This is a genomic window from Actinoplanes sp. NPDC051537 (genome assembly GCF_055586105.1).
On record NZ_JBVJIU010000015.1, the window covers coordinates 188,726 to 207,638 of the forward strand.

Below are 18,913 nucleotides of genomic sequence, written 5' to 3' on the forward strand. Positions count from 1 at the left end.
GCGCTTCTTGCGAGCTGCCCACGGGCGCCTCCTGGGAGCTGCCCACGGGCGCCTCCTGGGAGCTGCCACGGGCGCATTGCCTTTGGTCGCCACGGGAGAGCGGGGCCACCCGGGGTTTTGGGGTGAGCGTCACCACTCACGCACGTCGCCCGGTCGGGGGGAGCGTTTTGGGCGCGCCAGCGGCCTGCTCGGCCCGGCCGGGTCCCGGCGGGAGCGACGGTCCGTCACCCACCACCCACGCACGACATCTCGATCTTGAGGCGGGGGAACGACACTCTGCGTGATGGCACCCTAAGTCCGATGTCATCGGCGGCCGTCTCCACAGCGGAGGGTCAGCGATCGTGGACTTATCGTTTGCGGCGCACGCTATTTCGAGATCATTTCGTGAATCTCGATGAAGCCGAACGTGATCGAATTAGCGCGCTCCGAGAGGATCTCAAGAAGCTCTCAGGAATCTGCGCTCTCCGTAATCGCGTCAGAACAGCAAGACGCCCCGGTGCCGATCGGCCCGGGGCGTAAATGCTTCGAGGGGATTGGTTCAGGCGGTGGGAGCGCCGACCCGGAGGCCGCCACGACGCTTCACGGCGCGCCGCTCGTCTTCGCTCATCCCGCCCCAGACGCCGGCGTCCTGACCCGACTCGAGTGCCCACTGGAGGCAATCGGAGGTCACGGGGCACCGCCGGCACACGGCCTTGGCCTGCTCGACCTGCAGGAGCGCGGGGCCGGACGTCCCGATCGGGAAGAACAGCTCCGGGTCCTCGTCGCGGCAGATCGCATCGTGACGCCAGTCCATGGCGGCAACACTCCTTGTTTCGGATGGGGTAATGAATCGCGTACTGGTATTACCTATGCGTGCGCAGTGGCGGCCGTCGGGCTCGGGCCCGTCTGATCGCCGTAGCGGCAGCAAGCTTTTGGTGTTGCTGGAGGCCGTTCGGCGCTTCTGGATTAGGAACGCGCGCAAGCAGCAACCGGTTACTTCTTATCGCTTGTGAATGCTTTCACGAACTCGTGCGATGTCAAGGGTAGCGGCGGAATTTTCTCCCGGCGGGTGAGCTGGCTCACGACCCCTTTGTCCGGTTCTGCGCGTACTGCCGCGGCCGGATGACCAACGCTCCCATCAATGTAGTACGGTCCGGGCCCTCTTGCCGACCTTTTGCCCGTCTTTCTGTAACGGATCGTGATGGTCCTACCCGATCGTCAGCAGATCACACGTAGCGCTTCGGGGACGGACACGAAGTGCACCTTCTGTCGCTCCCCTAAGTAGTCGCCGTCGAGCTGGAAAGCCTGCGGGCGATTGGCGACGACGGTGAACTCGGCCTGGTCGTGCAGCTGCAGGACCTGCTTGCCGTGCGGGTCGCCCTTGCGGGTGGCGAGCTGCGCGAGGGTCCGTGTGGTGCTCGTCACGGCCAAACGCCGCAAAGCGAGCACGTCGAGGCCGCGGTCGAAGGACGCGCCGGGGTTCGGGTTGATCGGCCGGTCACCCAGATAGGTCCAGGGGGCCGTGTTCTGCACGATGACCGTGCCGAGGTCGATCTCGGACGGCTCGCCGGGGCGCTCGATCGTGATCGGTGGCGTCTTGCGGTCGTCGCCGACCAGGAACTGCCCGACGATCGAGCGGAAGTAGAGAGAGGGTGTCGACTTGCGACCGCGCAGCCGGGACTGCTCGACCCGGCGCACGACGGCGGCGTCGAGGCCGACCCCGGCGGCGAAGGTGAAATAGCGGTCGTCGGCGCGGCCGAGCCCGATCACCCGGTGCCGGCCCTCGCGCAGCGCCTCGAGGATCACGCTCGTGCCGTCGACCCAGTCGCGGGGGAGGCCGAGGGCGCGGGCGAAGACGTTGGTCGACCCGCCCGGGACGACGGCGAGCGCGGGCAGGGCGTTGGCCCGCGGGCCGGAGACGCCGTCGAGCGCGGCCCGGGCGGTCATCAGCCCGTTGACCGCCTCGTTGATCGTGCCGTCGCCGCCGAGGGTGACCACGACATCGACGCCGCTCTCGGCCGCGGCGCGTGCCAGGGTGGCCGCGTGACCGCGGCGGGTCGTGTATTCCACGGTCAGATTGACCGCGCTGCGCAGGGCCCGGACCAGCACGTCGCGGCTGCGCTCGCTGGTGGTGGTGGCTTTGGGGTTAACCACCAGTAACGCTCGCATGGGCGGCACTGTACCTGCTGAGAGCGTTTTGAGCTGTCGGTATGGTGCTCGAGTGACCGGTGAGAAGTCAGTCGTTGACAATCCCGCGACGCTGTTGTGGGCGGTGCGTCTGCTCTTCCTGGAATGCGTCGGGCTCGTCGGCCTCGCCGTCTATCTCGTGGTGCTCGCCATGACGAGTGAAGACGTCCAGGTCGGGCTGGCCGTGGCGCTCACCGTGCTGCCGCTGATCGGCGCGGTGGCCGTCTTCTTCGTGGCCCGGGCCCTGACCCGCCGGTCGGTGCACGCCCGCGGGCCGGCGATCGTCGTCCAGCTCTTCGTCATCGCGGCCGGCGGCTTCTTCATCCAGGTCGATCCGCTGTGGCTCGGCGTCGTTTTGATGGCTTTGGGAGCCCTGGTCGGGGTACTTGTCGTTCTTCCGCCGACCACACGGGCCCTCGGCGTCGATTAATTGCCCTCGGGCGGCGGGCCAGGGCCTACTCTGTGTAGGTGACCGGATCAACGGTGCGTCCGCCCGCCTATCAAGTGCTGGCGGACGAGCTACGCGCGGATATCACCTCGGGACGACTGCAGCCGGGCGAGCGGCTGCCGCCGGAGCCTGAGTTGTGTGTCAAGACCGGAGTCAGCCGCAGCACGGTGCGGGAGGCTCTCCGGTTGCTGGCCAGCCAGCACCTCATCATCACCACTCGCGGCGTCACCGGCGGCAGCTTCGTCGCCCATCCCGACGCCGAGCAGCTCGCCGACGGCCTCTCGGCCGGGTTCACGCTGCTCACCAACTCGGCCGACGTGGGCCTCGCCGACGTCCTCGAGCTGCGCCGCGCTCTGGAGGTGCCGGTCGCCGCGCTCGCCGCCCGCCGCCGCACCGACGAGCACCTGCTCGAGATGCGGGGCGCGCTCTTCGATCCGCACGTCGACGACCTCGACACGATGCTGGCCGCGCACGCGGCGTTCCACCAGGCCGTCGCGAAGGCGACCTGCAACCCGCTCTTCGAGCTGGTGGTGCGCCCGCTCTACCACGCGGCGTTCGGCGAGGAGGTCACCGACCACGTGCCGGAGGGCTACTGGCGGCGCATCGACGCCGACCACCGGCAGCTTCTCGACTTCCTCACGGCGCGCGACGTCGAGGGCGCGAGCCGGGCCGCGGCCGGGCACCTCGACTACATCGTGGAGAGCACTCGCGAGACGAAGGTGATCAGCCCTCAGTTCGCCGAGTGAGCAGCCGGATGGTCGCGTGCCGGCCACTCGCCTCGGCCGAGGCCGAGGTGGTCAGGGCGGTCAGCACCTTCCACGCGAAGGACGACTCGGCCGGCAGCTTGGCGCCGCGCACGGTCGTCACGCTCACCTCGACGGTCAGTGCGTCGTCGGTCACCGCGAACCGGCACTCGAGCTCGGCGCCCCGGGTCGCGATCGCGAGCAGCATCGCGCACGCCTCGTCGACGGCGATGCGGAGGTCTTCGATCTCGTCGAGGGCGAAGTGCAGCCGGGCCGCGAGGCCGGCCGTGGCCGTGCGGAGCACGCCCAGATAGCCGCCGTCGGCGGGCACCGTCAGCAGGACGACGTCGTCGCCGAGCCCCGGATCCGGGTGTGCGTGCGTCAGAGTCACGTAGCCATCCTCCCAGTGGGATGAGCCTACCGGGAGAGCAGACTGCGCTCGGCCAGCCGTCGCAGCGGTTCGCCGGAAAGGCGGTAGGGCACCCAGTCGCCGATCGCGGTCGCGCCGATCGCGGCGTAGAACTCGGCGGCCGGGTTCCAGTCGAGCATCACCCACTCGAGGCGGTGATAACCACGCCCGACGCAGATCTCGGCGAGCGCGGCGAGCAGGGCGCCGCCCGCGCCGGTCCCGCGAGCCGCCGGGCGTACGTAGAGATCCTCCAGGTGGATGCCGGACGTGCCGGTCCAGGTGGAGAAGTTGAGGAACCACAGGGCGAAGCCGATCGGCTCGTCGTCCTCGTCGACGGCGACGTGCCCGAAGACCGTGGGCTCGTCGAACAGGACGCGCGTCAGCGAAGGAGCGGTGAGGTGGCACTCGTCGGCGGCCCGCTCGTACTCGGCGAGCTCGTGGACCATCGAGACGACGGCCGGCACGTCCGAGGGACGCACCGGCCGTACGGTGGCCGTGAAGCTCACGCCTGCTTGGTCTCCCAGAAGATCTTGGAGATCTCCTCGATCTTGGCGAGCAGCTGGTCGCCGACCGCCGGGTCGAGCGAGCCCTTGGCGCCCGAGGCGCCGGCCAGCTTGGTGGCCTCGTTGAAGAGCTGGTGCAGGTTCGGGTACTTCTCGAAGTGCGGGGCCTTGAAATAGTCGGTCCACAGCACCCAGAGGTGGTGCTTCACGAGCTCGGCGCGCTGCTCCTTGATCAGGATGGCGCGGGTGCGGAACTCCGGGTCGGTGTTCGCCTGGTACTTCTCCTGGATGGCCTTCACCGACTCGGCCTCGATCCGGGCCTGCGCCGGGTCGTAGACCCCGCAGGGCAGGTCGCAGTGAGCGCTGACCACGGTGCGCGGCATGAGGAAACGCGGAAGTCGCATCAGGACTCCTCCATACGGGTTTGCGATGATCCGCGGTTGACACTACCCCTTACATCTCGGCCGTAACGCAACGGAGGACTGATGCCTTGAGGTGGCAATTACCACTGTTCGCCGTGCTGGTGAACGGGCCGTCGATGGTGCCCGCCCTGCGGAGCGGGGACGCGCTGCTGGTGCGGCGCGGGGGACGCGTGCGCGCCGGCGATGTCGTGGTGGCGCGGTTCCGCGCGCGACCCGGCCTGCTGGTGGTGAAGCGGGCCGTCCGCGAGCAGGACGGCGGCTGGTGGGTCGAGGGTGACAACACGCTGATCGAGGACGACTCACGCCGCTACGGGGTGGCGGATGTCATCGGCCGAGTATTAATTCGCTACTACCCGAGGCCAGGTTGGGTAAGTTAGTGTCCAGCATCCGCAGCGCACACCCGCGCCGTGGACGCTTCCCCGGGTGATCCCCGCATCGCACCGCCGCTCGACGCACATTCGCGATCGAGGACCGCGCCGGTGCACCGTGTCAACGTCGATGCCGTGTGGAGTCACCGTGTCTTTCTTCAGTTTCGAGCTCGATCCCGCCCTGGCCGCCGATCCCGTCTTCGACCTGCACAAGCGGGGGAAGATGGCAATCAGCCCGACCGTCTCGCTGGCGAGCAAGGACGACCTGTCCCTCGCCTACACCCCCGGCGTCGCTCGGGTCTGCGAGGCCATCGCCGACGACCCCGCGCTCTACCCCGACTACACCTGGACGGCCAACGTGGTCGCCGTCGTCACCGACGGCTCCGCGGTCCTCGGCCTCGGCAACATCGGCCCCAAGGCCGCGATGCCGGTCATGGAGGGCAAGTCGATCCTGTTCAAGCAGTTCGGCGGGGTCGACTCGATCCCGATCTGCCTGGACACGCAGGACGTCGAGGGCATCATCGCCGCGGTGAAGGCCATGGCGCCCTCGTTCGGCGGCATCAACCTCGAGGACATCAGCGCGCCGCGCTGCTTCGAGATCGAGCGCCGGCTCGACGCCGAGCTCGACATCCCGGTCTTCCACGACGACCAGCACGGCACCGCGGTCGTCACGCTCGCGGCCCTGCGCAACGCGGCCAAGCTGCTCGGCCGCCGCTTCGCCGACCTGCGCGTGGTCATCAGCGGCGCGGGCGCGGCCGGCGTGGCAATCACCAAGACGCTGATCGCGGCCGGCGTCGAGGGCGCCAACGTGATCGTCTGCGACTCGCGCGGCATCATCCACGCCGAGCGCGGTGACCTCACCCCGGTCAAGGCCGAGCTGGCGGCGACCACCAACTTCTCCGGCCGCAGCGGCGGCATCGGCGAGGCGCTGATCGGGGCCGACGTGCTGATCGGCGTCTCCGGCGGCGCGATCGAGGAGAGCGCGCTGGCCGGCATGGCGCCCGGCGGCATCATCTTCGCGCTGGCCAACCCCACGCCCGAGGTCCCGCCGCACATCGCCCACAAGTACGCGGCGATCGTCGCCACCGGGCGCAGCGACTTCCCCAACCAGATCAACAACGTGCTGGCGTTCCCGGGCATCTTCCGCGGCGCCCTCGACTCGCGGGCCACGACGATCACCGACGCGATGAAGGTGGCCGCGGCCGAGGCGATCGCCGACGTGGTCTCCGACGACCTGCGCGCCGAGGCGATCGTCCCGTCGCCGCTCGACCCCCGGGTCGGCCCGGCGGTCGCGGCCGCGGTGGCCGCGGCGGCCGCCCGCGACGGCGTCGCCCGGCGGCACGTGCCGGCCGGACCGGAGGCGCCGGCGGTCCGGCAGCCGAGCCTGTCGCTGCTACGCGAGTCCGATCTCAACTAGTGTCGATCCATGCGTGCTGCCACCGCCGTCGCCGCCGATCCCGAGAACCCGCTCCGAGCGCTCGAAGTTGGTGAGGCTCCGGACCCGACGCCACCCGATGGCTGGGTGACCGTCGAGGTCCGGGCCGCCTCGCTCAACCACCACGACATCTGGTCGCTGCGCGGGGTCGGCTTGCCGGCCGACCGGCTCCCGATGATCCTGGGCTGCGACGCGGCCGGGGTCGACCCCGAGGGCAACGAGGTCGTGATCTACCCGGTCGTGGTGGACAAGGGCGACCCGCGCGGCTATTCGCTGCTCTCCGAGCGCTACCCCGGCACGCTCGCCGAACGCGTCGCGGTGCCGCCGGAAAACCTGATTCCCAAGCCGGCCGGGGTGTCGTTCCTGGAGGCGGCCTGCCTGCCCACGGCCTGGCTCACCGCGTTCCACATGCTGACCACGCGCGGCCGGGTGCACGACGCCTCCGCGGTGCTGGTGCAGGGCGCGGGCGGCGGGGTGGCCACGGCGGCGGTCGTCCTCGCGCTGGCGATGGGCAAGAGGGTGTACGCGTCGAGCCGCGACCCGGGCAAACGCGAGCGCATCGCCGAGCTGGGCGCCACGGCGGTCGAGCCCGGCGCCCGGCTGCCCGAGCGGGTCGACGTGGTCATCGAGTCGGTGGGCGCCCCGACCTTCGACCACTCGATGAAGTGCGCGGCCCCCGGCGCGCGCGTCGTGGTCTGCGGGGCGACCGGCGGTCACCTGGCCACCGTCGACCTGCGGCGGCTGTTCGCCATGCGGCTGGAGCTCCTCGGCAGCACGATGGGCACCCGCGACGAGCTGTCGGGGCTGCTGGACCTGTGCGTGGAGAAGGACGTCCGCCCAGTGATCGACTCGACCTACGGCTTCACCGCGGTGGCGGACGCCTTCGCCCGCCTGGAGGCGGGCGACGTCTTCGGCAAGGTGGCGCTGGACTTCCTGCACTAGGCCGCGCAACCCCGACCAGCAGCCGAGCGATGCCGTCAGTCCGAGCCGGCTTCGGTGAAGGTGGCCAACGGCTGTCCCGTCTCGACGAAATAGGTCGACAGCATTTCTCCCGGCCCGGGACCGAGGTCGCGTGCGTTGTGCGGCACCCGGGGCGGGATGAGGAAACCGTCACCGGCCTGCAGGAGGAGAGTGCGGTGGCCGGCGATGCGCATCTCGACGGTGCCGGTCACGATGTAGCCGACCTCCTCGCCCGGATGGATGTGCCAGCCGGACTCGACTCCCGGCGGTATCTCCGTCCGGACCTGCACGAACTCCCGGCCGGTGATCGACGAGGCGGCCCGCTGGATCTCGGTCCGCTTGAGCGTGCCCGCCAGCGCGTCGTGGGCTGACTCGCCGGACGGATGGCCGGTCATCGCCCCGTGCCCTCGCCGACCGCGGTGAGCGCGGCAATGATCGCGTCGGCAACCTCCCGAGGCTTCGAGATCATCACGACGTGCGAACCCTCCACCTCCGTGATCGTCGCGCCGGCTCGCTCGGCCATCGACCGAACGACATCGCTGCCGGCCGCCTTGTCCCCGGTCGCGACGACGGCCCACGACGGCAGCTTCTTCCAGGCCGGTGGTCCTGACCGCTCGTCGAAGGCGCTGGCCGCGATCGGCCGTTGCGAGGCGCCGAGGACGGCCGACTGTCGCGGCGGAAGGTCGCTGGCGAACGCCTGATGGAACTGGGCGGGATCGACGTACAGCTCGACGCCGGGTCCCGACGCGCCGGCGGGGAACTCGGCCGGCTTGAGCGCCGAGGACAGGACGCTGTCGCGTGACGTTCCCTCGATCTCGCCGAGAGTCTCGTTCTCGTCGGGAGCGAACGCCGCGACGTACACGAGCCCGACGACGTTCCCGGCATCCAGGGCCGCGTTGGTTATCACCGCTCCGCCGTACGAGTGCCCGACGGCGAGCACCGGGCCGGGAATCTGCCGGATCGCGCTGGCCACGTAGGCCGCGTCGGACGCGATCCCGCGTAGGGGATTGGACACCGCCTGCACGGGCAACCCGGCCGCCAGCAGCAGGTCCAGGACGCCGTTCCAACTGCCTGAATCGGCGAAGGCCCCGTGCACCAGCGCCACGGTGGGCGACGACGAACTCGCTGAGGTCATGGAAGCTCCTTGGGTGAGCAATTCGGACTGATCCCCGCCACGGGCGCTGATCCGCGCTGACCCATCAGCGGCTATAACCTACGCCTCGACCGGGACACGCGACTAGAGCTTGTCGGCGAGGGTGGCCAGGCCGCCGCGGGTGGCGTCGCGCGGGAGGCGGCCCTTGGCGGCCGCGTCGCCGTAGAGGGACCAGCGCAGGAAGTCGGTGCTGGTCGCGGCGACCACGTCGAGTTCGCGCCCGGCCGGGGTGTGGCCGCCGTCGGTGACGGTGAGGAACGCCTTGGGCCAGGTGACGGCGTCGTAGACGGAACGGCCGTCGGCGTAGGCGACCGTGGCGTCGCGCTTGCCGTGCACGAAGAGCAGGGGGACGGCGGCGCCGCTCAGCGGAGTGGCGAAGATCTGCCGGCCGGCGAGGACGACGCCGGCCCGAAGCCGCTGGTCGCGGTTGCCGGCGAAGAGGCCGAGGGTGGTCACGCCGCCGCCCGAGTGGCCGGCCGCCGCGATCGGGCCGGTGTCGCCGAGCCGCTTCACCACCTCGGTGATCACGTAGCTCGCGTCGGCGGGCTGGTTGACGAGGTCGACCGGGTCGAAGTCGGCGACACCCGCCGCGGTGTGCGGGTAGGCGGGCGCGGCGACGACGAAGCCGGCCCGCGCCCAGCTCGTGAGCAGCTCGTCGTATTGCCGGGGGCTCGCCTGAAGACCGTGGCTGAACAGGATCAGCGGGTAGACGCCGTCGGCGCCCGGCCGCCAGATCGTGGTGGGCAGCGGACGTTGCGCGCCGCGGGCGAGCGACAGCTTCTGCGTGCGAACCGCGAAGTCTCGCGAGGGAGCGCGATGCGTTGCCGAAGGCGCGGGAGAGGGCGAGACCGGCCGGGCGACGGGAGCGCGCGGTGCGGTGCAGGCGCCCGTGGCGGCTACTCCACCCCAAAGAGCAACACCCTTGATCACGGTACGCCGACGCACCCGACCCATTGTGCCCGGGCGCGTCAGAAGGGGCCGGTACGCGGGTAGACCGTGGGCGGCAGACGCCGGTGCGCGGCCTCGTCGCCCTCGAGCGTCCACCGCAGGAAGTCGACGACCAGATCGTTCATCAGCCGGTACCCGACGTCGCCCGGGCGCAGATAGGTGGCGTGCGAGTCGTGCCGCATCAGCACGTACGACTTGGGCCACGGCACCCGCGACCAGAGCGCCACGCTGCTCGCCACCGGGACGATCGGGTCGGCCTTGCCCTGCAGGAACAGCATCGTCGCGGGCGGCCCGGCGAACGCGCCCCGCGCCGCCCAGCCCGCCATGATCACGCCGGCCCGCAGGCGCGGATCGTGCCCGGCGGTGAACAGCCCGGTGGTCGTGTAGCCCCCGGCCGAGTGCCCGACGGCGGCCATGTGGTCGGTGTCGATCCGACCCCACAGCGGATCGCCCGGGGTCCGGTCCAGACGCTGCACGCGGGCCAGCACGTAGCGGGCGTCGGCCGGCTGGTTCCGGATGTCCGGTCGCCGGAAGCGGTGGTGGCCGGTGAACTCGCTCGTGTACGGGAACGTCGGCGCCGCCACCACGAAGCCGGCCGAGGCCCAGGTGGCGAGCGCGTCCACGTACCGCTCGGCCGACCCGCTGAGCCCGTGCGAGAACAGCACCAGCGGGAACCGGCCGCTCGCCGCCGGCCGGGCCGTCCAGACCTGGCCGCCGATCCCACGCGGCCGGCCCTGTTCGACGACCCAGCGACGGTCCCCGGAGCCCGGACGATAGGCGGCCGGCACCGTCGACGTGCCCGTGGCGGGGTAGAGCAGCAGCGTCGGCAGCGGCCGTTCGCGCCCGCGATGCAGGTGCAGGATGCGCAGCCCGACCGGATAGGTGGGGTACGCCGGCGCCGGCGTGACGGCGGGCGCCGGGGGAGCCGGCGGGGGCGGGGGCGGCGGCGTGGCTGAACAGCCGCCGGCAATCAGCCCGAAAACAATGGCCATTGCCCGGAACTTCCCCATGATCCGAACGCTACGGCCGAACACACCCACGAAGGGGTGAAATCCCCGGACCGGGTGCATTCCTCCTGGTAAGCGGGCGGCGAGGAGCCGTGCCGTCCGTGGCTTACGGGCGTTGCTTCGCTATGGTCTTGCGCATGTCTGACAACCACGTCGATCCGAGTGGCAACACGGAGGCGTTCCGCGCCTTCACCCAGAACCCCGCGCCGGAGGCCCCGGCGTCCTCGAAGACCCCGTTGATCATCGGAGGCGTCGTCGCCGTCGTCGTGATCATCGGCCTGATCGTCTGGCTGGCGTCCTAACTACTCCGCGCCGAGTCCCAGAGCCGCGCGGGCCTGGCCGGCAATCTCCAACTCCTCGTCGGTGGGCACGACGCAGACCGCGGTCGTGCTCCCGTCGGGCGAGATGATCCCGGCGCCGGACGCGTTGCGGGACGGGTCGACCGCGATCCCGAGCGGCTCCAGGCCGGAGAGCGACTCGGCCCGCACGTCCGGCGCGTTCTCGCCGACCCCGGCGGTGAAGGCGATGGCGTCGACCCGGCCCAGCACGGCCAGGTACGACCCGACGTACTCCCGGATCCGGCGGGTGTAGACGTCGAACGCCAGCGTCGCCGCCGGATCGCCGGCCGCCCGCCGCTTCAGCACCGCCCGCAGGTCGTTCTCCCCGGTCAGCCCGAGCAGGCCGCCGTGCCGGGTCAGCGACGTCTCGATCTCGTCGATCGGCAGGCCGGCGACCCGGTGCAGGTGGAAGATCACGGTCGGGTCGATCGCGCCGCTGCGGGTGCCCATCACCAGGCCGTCGAGCGGGGACAGGCCCATCGACGTCGCCACGCTGCGGCCGCCCTCGACGGCGCACGCGCTGGCGCCGTTGCCCAGGTGCAGCGTGATCACATTGGCGGCGGAAAGCGGCCGGCCGATCAAAGACGCGGTGCGGCGGGCGACGTACGCGTGTGAGGTCCCGTGAAACCCGTATCGCCGGATCTGCCACCGCTCCGCCAGGCTCGCGTCGATCGCCCACGTGTACCCCGCGGGCGGGATCGTCGCGTGAAAGGCCGTGTCGAAGACCGCCACCTGCGGCACCGACGGCAGTAGTTTGCGCGCCACCTCGATGCCGCTCAGCGCCGCCGGCTGGTGCAGCGGTGCGAGCGGGACCAGCGCCTCGATCCGTTCGACCACGCCGTCGTCGATGACCGTGGCCTCGGTGAAGTCGGGGCCGCCGTGCACGACCCGGTGGCCGACCGCCGCGAGCCCGTCGAGGTCGGTCTCCGCCATGATCCGCTGCAACGCGGCGTCGTGGTCCTCGGCGTCGCCGCCGGACTCGCCGATCCGCTCGATCAGGCCCTTGGCGACGGTCGAAGCGCCGTCGAAGAGCCGGTATTTGACCGACGAGGAGCCGCTGTTGAGCACCAGAACGCGAGTCATACCGAAGCCGCCTGACTGGTCGCCGCTTGAATGGCCGTGATCGCCACCGTGTTGACGATGTCCTTGACCGTCGCGCCCCGGGACAGGTCGTTGACCGGCCGCCGCAGCCCCTGCATGACCGGCCCGACGGCGACCGCGTTGGCCGAGCGCTGGACCGCCTTGTACGTGTTGTTGCCCGTGTTCAGGTCGGGGAAGATCAGGACCGTCGCCTTGCCCGCCACCGCGCTCCCCGGGAGCTTGGTCGCCGCCACCGCCGGATCGACCGCCGCGTCGTACTGGATCGGCCCCTCGACCGGCAGATCAGGCCGCCGGGATCGGACCAGCTCGGTGGCCGCCGCGACCTTCTCCACGTCGGCGCCCGCCCCCGAGCTGCCCGTCGAGTAGGAGAGCATGGCCACCCGCGGCTCGATGCCGAACGCGGCGGCGGTCGCGGCCGAGGACAGCGCGATGTCGGCGAGCTGGGCCGCGTCGGGGTCGGGGTTGACCGCGCAGTCCCCGTAGACCAGCACGCGGTCGGCCAGCAGCATGAAGAACACGCTGGAGGCGACCGAGACGTCGGGGACCGTGCGGATGATCTCGAAGGCGGGCCGGATCGTGGCCGCGGTCGTGTGGTTGGCGCCGGAGACCATGCCGTCGGCGAGCCCTTCGGCCACCATCATCGTGCCGAAGTAGTTCACGTCGCGGACCACGTCGTACGCGAGGTCGAGGGTTACGCCCTTTTTGCGCCGAAGCTCGGCGTATTTCGCGGCAAAGCCGTCACGAAGATGGCTGGACGAGGGGTCGACCAGCCGCGCCGCGCCGATGTCGACGCCCAGCTCGCGGGCCCGCCGGGTGATCTCGGCCGGATCGCCGAGCAGCGTGAGATCGGCGACGCCGCGACGCAGCAGGGTCTCGGTGGCCCGCAGGATGCGCTCCTCGGTCCCCTCGGGCAGCACCAGGTGGCGGCGCTCGGTGCGGGCCCGGTCGATCAGGTCGTTCTCGAACATCAGCGGCGTGACCCGGGCCGAGCGGGCCACGTCGAGCAGCCCGGCCAGCTCGGCGGTGTCGACGTTCTCCTCGAACACCCCGAGCGCGGCCTCGACCTTGCGCGGGGTGCGGGTGCTCAGCCGGGACTCGATCCGGTCGGCGGCCGCGATCGTGTGGTAGCTGTCGGCCCGCACCACCAGCATCGCGAGCCCGGTGTTGAGCCGCTCGATCACGGCGACGGCGCGCGGGTCGGGGAACTCGCCCAGCGTCAGCACCAGCCCGGCCAGCGTGACGTTGCCGGCGGCGTGCGCGGCGCTCGCGGCCACCAGCAGGTCGGCCCGGTCGCCGGGGGTGATCAGCAGCGACCCGTCGGTCAGGTGCTCGAGCAAGGCCGGCACGTGCGCGGCGCCGACCACGTAGTCGAGCACATCGCGGTCGAGGGCGCCGTCGGAGCCGGTCACCACGGTGGCGTCGAGCGCGGCGGCCACCTCGGCCACCGTCGGCGCGGCCACCGCCGGCACCTCCGGGATCGACCACATCGGCACCGGCAGGCCGGCGGCCGGATGCATCTCCACCTCCGCCGGTACCCGGTTGGCGATCACCGCGAGCACCGTCGCGCCGAGATCGACGAGCGAGTGGTACGCGCTGCGGGCCGCCGCGCCGAGCGACTCCTCGGTGCGACCCTCGCCGCTGACCACGGGGATCACGACGCTGCCGAACTCGGTCGCCAGCCGTGCGTTGAAGCCCAGCTCCCGGGGCATCTCGTCACCACCCGCCGCGGCGCCGGGGGTGAAGTCGCTGCCGATCACCACGACCGACGCGCAGCGCCGCTCGACCTCGCGGTAACGCTCGACGATGCGGCCGATCAGCTCCTCCCACTTGCCGTCGGCGATCAGCGTGCCGGCCTCGGCCGCGGTGACCCCGAACGAGTCCTCGTACGGCGCCATCAGCGGGTAGCGCTCGGTCAGCAGGGTCAGCAGCGGATCGTCGTCCGCCGGGAGCAGCGGGCGGAACACGCCGATGCGGGCCACCTGCCGGGAGAGCAGCTCGACCAGGCCGAGCGCGACCGTGCTCTTGCCGACGCTCGGGCCCAGCCCGGCCACATAGACGCTTCGTGCCACGCCCTCAACCTACCGGCCCGACCAGGAGCGCCGCCGGGTCGGAAGTCCTAAAGCAGATGACGCAGGTAGGCGGCGGGTGAACTGAGGAACAAACGCCAGCGGTTGGTCAATTCAAGATCATCCCAGGTGGTACGCCGGATGCCGTGCCCGCCGAGCTCCAGGATCGTGGCGCCGGGCAGCGCGGTCAGCAGCGGCGAGTGGGTGGCGACCACCACCTGGGCGCCGTCCGACCGCAGCGCGTCCAGATGGGCGATCAGGCGCAGCGTCGAGTCGAACGACAGCGGCGCCTCGGGCTCGTCCATGAGGTAGAACCCGTACCCGCGGAACTTGCGCTCGAGCAGCGTCAGGAAGCCCTCGCCGTGGCTGCGGTCGTGCAGGTCGGTGTCGGGGTTCTTGCCGGGCAGGCTCTCCAGGTAGGTGTACAGGCCGTGCATGGTCTCGGCCCGCAGGAAGTACGCGTTCGCCCGCCGCCCCGGCGTCCGGATCACCCGCAGCGCCCCGGCCAGCGGCGACTCGGTGACCCGGGTCGAGTGCATCGCGCCGCGCGACCCGCCCTCGGCGTTCAGCCCGTGCACGCCGGCCAGCGCCTCGATCAGGGTGGACTTGCCCGAGCCGTTCTCGCCGACCAGGAAGGTCACGCCGGCCGGCAGATTGAGCCCGTGGTCGAGGATCGCCGCGACCGCCGGGATCCGGGCCCACCAGGCGTCCTTCTCAACGGAGGCGTCCGCGGCCTTCTCCACCCGCCGCAGCGGCGGCGGCGTGCTACTCCTCGTCATCCTCGTCGGCGCGGGCCAGCCAGGTGGCGAACCGCTCGATCGGGGTCTCGAACTCGGGGTTGATGTCGACGAAGGTGCGCAGCTGGTCGGCCAGCCACTCGAGCGTCACGGTCTCCTCGCCGCGCCGCTCGGTCAGCTCCTCGATGCCCCGATCGGTGAAGTACACGGATCCTCCAACACGGAGAAGGGGCGCCGAAGCGCCCCTTCTCGTCAAAACGCTACGGACGGGGAAGTGCGGCCTCGATCAGCGCCGACTGCTCGGCGTCGTGCATCTTGGCCGAGCCGACCGCCGGGGCGGCCGCCGCGGGCCGGGAGATGCGTCGCAGGCGCACGCCCTCGAGGTGCTCGAGCAGGTTGAGCGCCACGAACGACCAGGCGCCCTGGTTGGCCGGCTCCTCTTGGACCCAGGCGAAGTCCTCGGCGTTCGGGTACTTCGCCAGCTCGGCCTTGAGCTCGGACACCGGCTGCGGGTAGATCTGCTCCATCCGGATGATCGCGGTGTCGGTGATGCCGCGCTCGCCCCGCGCCTGGAACAGGTCGTAGTAGACCTTGCCCGAGCAGAGCAGCACCCGCTTCACCGATCCGGCGTCGAGCGGCGTGCCGTTGACCCCGGCGTCGCCCATCACCGGCTGGAACGTGCCCTGGGTGAAGTCGGCGACCGGCGACACCGCGAGCTTGTGCCGCAGCAGCGACTTCGGCGAGAAGACCACCAGCGGCTTGCGCTTGCTGGAAAGGGCCTGGCGGCGCAGCAGGTGGAAGTAGTTCGCCGGGGTGGTCGGGTTGGCCACCCGCATGTTGTCCTGCGCGCAGAGCTGGAGGAACCGCTCGGGGCGCCCGGACGAGTGGTCGGGGCCCTGGCCCTCCTGGCCGTGCGGGAGCAGCAGCACCAGCGACGACTGCTGGCCCCACTTCACCTCGCCGGACGAGATGAACTCGTCGACGATCGACTGGGCGCCGTTGGCGAAGTCGCCGAACTGGGCCTCCCACAGCACCAGCGCGTCCGGGTTCTCGACCGAGTAGCCGTACTCGAAGCCCATCGCCGCGTACTCGCTCAGGAGCGAGTCGTGCACGAAGAACCGGGCGTTGCCGGTGGTCAGCGTGCTCAGCGGCAGGAAGTCCTTGCCGCCCGCGTCGACGATCGAGGCGTGCCGGGAGACGAACGTGCCCCGGCGTGAGTCCTGGCCCGCGAGCCGGACGGTGACGCCCTGGTTGAGTAGCGAGCCGAACGCGACGAGCTCGCCGAAGCCCCAGTCGATGCCGCCCTCGGCCGACATCTTGGCCCGGCGGTCGAGCAGCTGCTGGACCCGCTTGTGCGGGGTGAAGCCCTCGGGCAGGTCGACGTGGGCCTGGCCGACCAGGCGCACGACCGACGCGTCGACCGCGGTCTCGACCTCGGGCTCGGGCCCCTCGGAGATGACCCGCGGCCGTGGCGGCGTGCCGGCCGCGTCCCGGGTGGCCTTGAAGACCTGCTCGAGCTGGGACTGGTAGTCGCGCAGCTGCTCCTGGGCGTCGTCGACGGTGATGTCGCCGCGGCCGATCAGCTCCTCGGTGTACAGCTTTCGCACCGAGCGCTTGGTGTCGATGATCTCGTACATCCGCGGGTTGGTCATCGACGGGTCGTCGCCCTCGTTGTGCCCGCGCCGGCGGTAGCAGACCAGGTCGATCACGACGTCCTTGTTGAACGCCTGGCGGTACTCGAAGGCCAGCTTCGCGACCCGCACGACGGCCTCGGGGTCGTCGCCGTTCACGTGGAAGATCGGCGCCTGGATCATCCGGGCCACGTCGGTCGAGTACATCGACGAGCGGCTGTACTCCGGGGCGGTGGTGAAGCCGACCTGGTTGTTGACGATGACGTGGACCGAGCCGCCGGTGCGGTACCCGCGCAGCTGGGAGAGGTTCAGCGTCTCGGCGACCACGCCCTGGCCGGCGAACGCGGCGTCGCCGTGCACCAGCAGCGGCAGCACCGTGTAGCCGTGCAGGCCGAGGTCGAGGCGGTCCTGCTTGGCCCGGACGATGCCCTCCAGGACCGGGTCGACGGCCTCGAGGTGGGACGGGTTGGCCACGACGCTGACCGTGGTCGCGTGCTCGCCGTCCGGCGTCGTGTACTTCCCGGTCTGACCCAGGTGGTACTTGACGTCGCCGGAGCCGTGCGCCGACTTCGGGTCCATCTGACCCTCGAACTCGCTGAAGATCTTCTCGTACGGCTTGCCGACGATGTTCGCGAGCACGTTGAGCCGGCCGCGGTGGGCCATGCCGATGACCATCTCGTCGAGACCGGCGTCGGCCGAGGCCTCCAGCAGGGCATCGAGCAGCGGGATCAGCGACTCGCCGCCCTCCAGCGAGAAGCGCTTCTGACCCACGTACTTGGTCTGGAGGAAGGTCTCGAACGCCTCGGCGGCGTTCAGCCTGTTCAGGATGTGCTTCTGCTCGTCCTGGTCGGGCTTGGTGTACTTGATCTCGATGCGGTCCTGGATCCAGCGCCGCTCCTCGGGGCCCTGGATGTGCATGTACTCGATGCCGACCCGGCGGCAGTAGGTGTCGCGCAGGACGCCGAGCACGTCGCGCAGCTTCATCCGCTGCTTGCCGGCGAAGCCGCCGACCGGGAACACGCGGTCGAGGTCCCACAGCGTGAGGCCGTGCTGGAGCACGTCGAGGTCGGGGTGGCGGCGAATCTCGAACTCGAGCGGGTCGGTGTCGGCCATCAGGTGGCCGCGGACCCGGTACGCGTGGATCAGCTCGACGACGCGAGCGGCCTTGTCGATCTGGCCCTCGGACGTGCGAGCCACGTCGCGCACCCAGCGGACCGGCTCGTACGGAATCCGCAGCGAGGTGAAGATGTCGTCGTAGAAGCCGTGGTCGCCGAGCAGCAGCTCGTGCATGACCTTGAGGAACTCGCCGGACTGCGCACCCTGGATGACCCGGTGGTCGTAGGTGCTGGTCAGCGTGGTGACCTTGCTGACGCCGTGGTCGGCCAGGGTCTCGTCGCTCATGCCGGCGTAGGGCGCGGGGTACTCCATGGCGCCGACGCCGATGATCGCGCTCTGCCCGGACATCAGCCGCGGGATGGAGTGGACCGTGCCGATGCCGCCGGGGTTGGTCAGCGAGATCGTGGTGCCGGTGTAGTCGTCCATGGTGAGCTCGTTGCGCCGGGCCCGCCGCACGATGTCCTCGTAGGCCTGCCAGAACTTGCGGAAGTCCATGCCCTCGCAGTTCTTGATGGAGGGCACGACCAGGGTGCGGCTGCCGTCCTTCTTGGCGAGGTCGATCGCGATGCCGAGGTTGATGTGCTCGGGCTGCACCAGGGTGGGCTTGCCCTCGACCTGGGCGAACGAGTTGTTCATCTCCGGGTGCTCGCGCAGCGCGCGAACCAGGGCCCAGCCGATGAGGTGGGTGAAGCTGACCTTCCCGCCGCGCCCGCGGGCGAGGTGGTTGTTGATCACGATGCGGTTGTCGACCATGAGCTTCGCCGGGACGGCCCGCACCGAGGTGGCGGTCGGCACCTCCAGCGAGGCGTCCATGTTCTGCACGATCTTGGCGGCGACGCCGCGCAGCGTGGTGACCTTGGCGCCCTCGGGCGCCTTGCCGTTCGAGGCGGCCGTGGCCGGCTTGGCGGCCGGCGCGGGCTTGGGTGCGGGCTTCGCAGTCTCCGGGACGGTCGGCTTGACCGGGGCGACGGTCGCGGCCGCCGGGGCATCCGTGCCGGCGCGGGCCGCGCTGGCGGTCGCGTTCGCGGCGGTTGCCTCGTCGGGCGTGACGATCGAGCCAGTGGCCATCGCCGGCTTGTAGTCGGCGAAGAAATCGTGCCAGGCCGGGTCGACGCTCGTGGGGTCGGCCAGGTAGCGCTGGTACATCTCGTCGACGATCCACTCGTTGGGACCGAAGTCCGCGAGTGGATTGTCTTGCGAAGTCTGCTGGGTCGACACTTTCGTGTTCGCCTCTTTCACCATGTTGTCAGCACGCGACTGGGTCGTCACATGGGACGGGAAGGAATCGGTGTCAAGGCTACGCCGTGGGCGGGCGCGCTCGATCCCCGCGTCGGGTGTCCGAACGCGGAAAGATTAGCGTGC

Annotated in this window: 20 protein-coding genes; 6 read left to right on the top strand and 14 right to left on the bottom strand. The window is 70.7% G+C overall.

The window, feature by feature from the left end:
• Positions 1-538: 538 nt before the first annotated feature.
• Together ACZ6TB_RS33495 and ACZ6TB_RS33500 are read right to left on the bottom strand one after the other, a co-directional pair.
• Positions 539-793 (bottom strand): WhiB family transcriptional regulator, encoded by a 255-nt coding sequence (locus tag ACZ6TB_RS33495; RefSeq protein WP_433369999.1) that lies wholly within the window; start codon positions 791-793, stop codon positions 539-541.
• Positions 794-1,197: 404 nt separating this feature from the next.
• Positions 1,198-2,148 carry a diacylglycerol/lipid kinase family protein gene (locus tag ACZ6TB_RS33500; protein ID WP_465561289.1) on the bottom strand — a complete coding sequence of 317 codons (951 nt, stop codon included), beginning with the start codon at positions 2,146-2,148 and terminating at the stop codon, positions 1,198-1,200.
• 52 nt (positions 2,149-2,200) lie between these two features.
• Between ACZ6TB_RS33500 and ACZ6TB_RS33505 the strand changes: the two genes are divergently transcribed.
• Together ACZ6TB_RS33505 and ACZ6TB_RS33510 are read left to right on the top strand one after the other, a co-directional pair.
• Entirely contained in the window at positions 2,201-2,596 is a 396-nt protein-coding gene (locus ACZ6TB_RS33505) for a hypothetical protein (RefSeq protein ID WP_465561292.1), read from the top strand.
• Between the two features lie 38 nt (positions 2,597-2,634).
• Positions 2,635-3,360, top strand: coding sequence for a FadR/GntR family transcriptional regulator (locus tag ACZ6TB_RS33510; protein ID WP_465561295.1), 726 nt, complete (start codon positions 2,635-2,637; stop codon positions 3,358-3,360).
• On the opposite strand, the gene ACZ6TB_RS33515 is transcribed toward ACZ6TB_RS33510, so the two are convergent.
• From ACZ6TB_RS33515 to sodN, 3 genes are read right to left on the bottom strand one after another with little or no spacing between them, the layout of a single operon-like run.
• Positions 3,338-3,742, bottom strand: a complete 405-nt coding sequence (locus ACZ6TB_RS33515) for an ATP-binding protein (RefSeq protein ID WP_465561511.1) — start codon at positions 3,740-3,742, stop codon at positions 3,338-3,340. The two genes, ACZ6TB_RS33510 and ACZ6TB_RS33515, sit on opposite strands and share 23 nt — an antisense overlap.
• Before the next feature lie 32 nt (positions 3,743-3,774).
• Positions 3,775-4,272 carry a GNAT family N-acetyltransferase gene (locus ACZ6TB_RS33520; RefSeq protein ID WP_465561298.1) on the bottom strand — a complete coding sequence of 166 codons (498 nt, stop codon included), beginning with the start codon at positions 4,270-4,272 and terminating at the stop codon, positions 3,775-3,777.
• Positions 4,269-4,673: a superoxide dismutase, Ni gene (gene sodN / locus ACZ6TB_RS33525; protein WP_465561301.1), complete on the bottom strand. Its 405-nt coding sequence runs from the start codon at positions 4,671-4,673 to the stop codon at positions 4,269-4,271. Before sodN ends, ACZ6TB_RS33520 begins: the two co-directional genes overlap by 4 nt.
• Before the next feature lie 86 nt (positions 4,674-4,759).
• Here sodN and ACZ6TB_RS33530 point away from each other — a divergent pair, with 86 nt between their 5' ends.
• The 3 genes from ACZ6TB_RS33530 to ACZ6TB_RS33540 all read left to right on the top strand — a co-directional run bounded on the left by ACZ6TB_RS33530 (position 4,760) and on the right by ACZ6TB_RS33540 (position 7,436).
• Positions 4,760-5,068 carry a S26 family signal peptidase gene (locus ACZ6TB_RS33530; RefSeq protein WP_465561303.1) on the top strand — a complete coding sequence of 103 codons (309 nt, stop codon included), beginning with the start codon at positions 4,760-4,762 and terminating at the stop codon, positions 5,066-5,068.
• A 121-nt stretch (positions 5,069-5,189) separates the two neighbouring features.
• The gene (locus ACZ6TB_RS33535; protein ID WP_465561306.1) at positions 5,190-6,476 is read left to right on the top strand and encodes an NAD(P)-dependent malic enzyme; all 1,287 of its coding nucleotides are present in this window, start codon (positions 5,190-5,192) and stop codon (positions 6,474-6,476) included.
• A 9-nt stretch (positions 6,477-6,485) separates the two neighbouring features.
• The gene (locus ACZ6TB_RS33540) at positions 6,486-7,436 is read left to right on the top strand and encodes a zinc-binding dehydrogenase (protein WP_465561309.1); all 951 of its coding nucleotides are present in this window, start codon (positions 6,486-6,488) and stop codon (positions 7,434-7,436) included.
• Between the two features lie 35 nt (positions 7,437-7,471).
• Here the strand turns inward: ACZ6TB_RS33540 and ACZ6TB_RS33545 are convergent, their stop codons facing one another.
• The 4 genes from ACZ6TB_RS33545 to ACZ6TB_RS33560 form a co-directional block, all read right to left on the bottom strand.
• Positions 7,472-7,849, bottom strand: coding sequence for a cupin domain-containing protein (locus ACZ6TB_RS33545; RefSeq protein WP_465561311.1), 378 nt, complete (start codon positions 7,847-7,849; stop codon positions 7,472-7,474).
• Positions 7,846-8,589 (bottom strand): alpha/beta fold hydrolase, encoded by a 744-nt coding sequence (locus ACZ6TB_RS33550; RefSeq protein ID WP_465561314.1) that lies wholly within the window; start codon positions 8,587-8,589, stop codon positions 7,846-7,848. The genes ACZ6TB_RS33545 and ACZ6TB_RS33550 overlap by 4 nt, the downstream gene beginning before the upstream one ends.
• Positions 8,590-8,691: 102 nt before the next feature.
• Positions 8,692-9,561 (bottom strand): alpha/beta hydrolase family protein, encoded by an 870-nt coding sequence (locus ACZ6TB_RS33555; protein WP_465561317.1) that lies wholly within the window; start codon positions 9,559-9,561, stop codon positions 8,692-8,694.
• A gap of 14 nt (positions 9,562-9,575) precedes the next feature.
• Positions 9,576-10,565, bottom strand: coding sequence for an alpha/beta hydrolase family protein (locus tag ACZ6TB_RS33560; RefSeq protein ID WP_465561320.1), 990 nt, complete (start codon positions 10,563-10,565; stop codon positions 9,576-9,578).
• Positions 10,566-10,699: 134 nt separating this feature from the next.
• On the opposite strand from ACZ6TB_RS33560, the gene ACZ6TB_RS33565 reads away from it, so the two are divergent.
• A complete protein-coding gene (locus tag ACZ6TB_RS33565; protein ID WP_465561323.1) occupies positions 10,700-10,864 on the top strand; it encodes a hypothetical protein in 165 nt (54 codons plus the stop codon).
• Here the strand turns inward: ACZ6TB_RS33565 and ACZ6TB_RS33570 are convergent, their stop codons facing one another.
• From ACZ6TB_RS33570 to ACZ6TB_RS33590, 5 genes are read right to left on the bottom strand one after another with little or no spacing between them, the layout of a single operon-like run.
• Positions 10,865-11,983 (bottom strand): acetate/propionate family kinase, encoded by a 1,119-nt coding sequence (locus tag ACZ6TB_RS33570; RefSeq protein WP_465561326.1) that lies wholly within the window; start codon positions 11,981-11,983, stop codon positions 10,865-10,867.
• Positions 11,980-14,070 (bottom strand): phosphate acetyltransferase, encoded by a 2,091-nt coding sequence (gene pta / locus ACZ6TB_RS33575; RefSeq protein ID WP_465561329.1) that lies wholly within the window; start codon positions 14,068-14,070, stop codon positions 11,980-11,982. Before pta ends, ACZ6TB_RS33570 begins: the two co-directional genes overlap by 4 nt.
• A gap of 47 nt (positions 14,071-14,117) precedes the next feature.
• Positions 14,118-14,846, bottom strand: coding sequence for an AAA family ATPase (locus ACZ6TB_RS33580; protein WP_465561332.1), 729 nt, complete (start codon positions 14,844-14,846; stop codon positions 14,118-14,120).
• Positions 14,833-15,012, bottom strand: coding sequence for a DUF6104 family protein (locus ACZ6TB_RS33585; RefSeq protein WP_465561335.1), 180 nt, complete (start codon positions 15,010-15,012; stop codon positions 14,833-14,835). Before ACZ6TB_RS33585 ends, ACZ6TB_RS33580 begins: the two co-directional genes overlap by 14 nt.
• A 52-nt stretch (positions 15,013-15,064) precedes the next feature.
• The gene (locus ACZ6TB_RS33590; RefSeq protein ID WP_465561338.1) at positions 15,065-18,793 is read right to left on the bottom strand and encodes a multifunctional oxoglutarate decarboxylase/oxoglutarate dehydrogenase thiamine pyrophosphate-binding subunit/dihydrolipoyllysine-residue succinyltransferase subunit; all 3,729 of its coding nucleotides are present in this window, start codon (positions 18,791-18,793) and stop codon (positions 15,065-15,067) included.
• Positions 18,794-18,913 lie beyond the last annotated feature (120 nt).

What these genes read in the sequence shown, in the direction of transcription:
- ACZ6TB_RS33540 (WP_465561309.1), top strand. Translation starts at nt 6,486, where the DNA reads ATGCGTGCTGCCACCGCCGTCGCCGCCGATCCCGAGAACCCGCTCCGA.
- ACZ6TB_RS33565 (WP_465561323.1), top strand. Translation starts at nt 10,700, where the DNA reads ATGTCTGACAACCACGTCGATCCGAGTGGCAACACGGAGGCGTTCCGC.
- ACZ6TB_RS33535 (WP_465561306.1), top strand. Translation starts at nt 5,190, where the DNA reads ATGCCGTGTGGAGTCACCGTGTCTTTCTTCAGTTTCGAGCTCGATCCC.
- ACZ6TB_RS33545 (WP_465561311.1), bottom strand. Translation starts at nt 7,849, where the DNA reads ATGACCGGCCATCCGTCCGGCGAGTCAGCCCACGACGCGCTGGCGGGC.
- ACZ6TB_RS33500 (WP_465561289.1), bottom strand. Translation starts at nt 2,148, where the DNA reads ATGCGAGCGTTACTGGTGGTTAACCCCAAAGCCACCACCACCAGCGAG.
- sodN (WP_465561301.1), bottom strand. Translation starts at nt 4,673, where the DNA reads ATGCGACTTCCGCGTTTCCTCATGCCGCGCACCGTGGTCAGCGCTCAC.
- ACZ6TB_RS33570 (WP_465561326.1), bottom strand. Translation starts at nt 11,983, where the DNA reads ATGACTCGCGTTCTGGTGCTCAACAGCGGCTCCTCGTCGGTCAAATAC.
- ACZ6TB_RS33560 (WP_465561320.1), bottom strand. Translation starts at nt 10,565, where the DNA reads ATGGGGAAGTTCCGGGCAATGGCCATTGTTTTCGGGCTGATTGCCGGC.
- ACZ6TB_RS33580 (WP_465561332.1), bottom strand. Translation starts at nt 14,846, where the DNA reads ATGACGAGGAGTAGCACGCCGCCGCCGCTGCGGCGGGTGGAGAAGGCC.
- ACZ6TB_RS33550 (WP_465561314.1), bottom strand. Translation starts at nt 8,589, where the DNA reads ATGACCTCAGCGAGTTCGTCGTCGCCCACCGTGGCGCTGGTGCACGGG.
- ACZ6TB_RS33555 (WP_465561317.1), bottom strand. Translation starts at nt 9,561, where the DNA reads ATGGGTCGGGTGCGTCGGCGTACCGTGATCAAGGGTGTTGCTCTTTGG.
- ACZ6TB_RS33590 (WP_465561338.1), bottom strand. Translation starts at nt 18,793, where the DNA reads ATGGTGAAAGAGGCGAACACGAAAGTGTCGACCCAGCAGACTTCGCAA.
- ACZ6TB_RS33495 (WP_433369999.1), bottom strand. Translation starts at nt 793, where the DNA reads ATGGACTGGCGTCACGATGCGATCTGCCGCGACGAGGACCCGGAGCTG.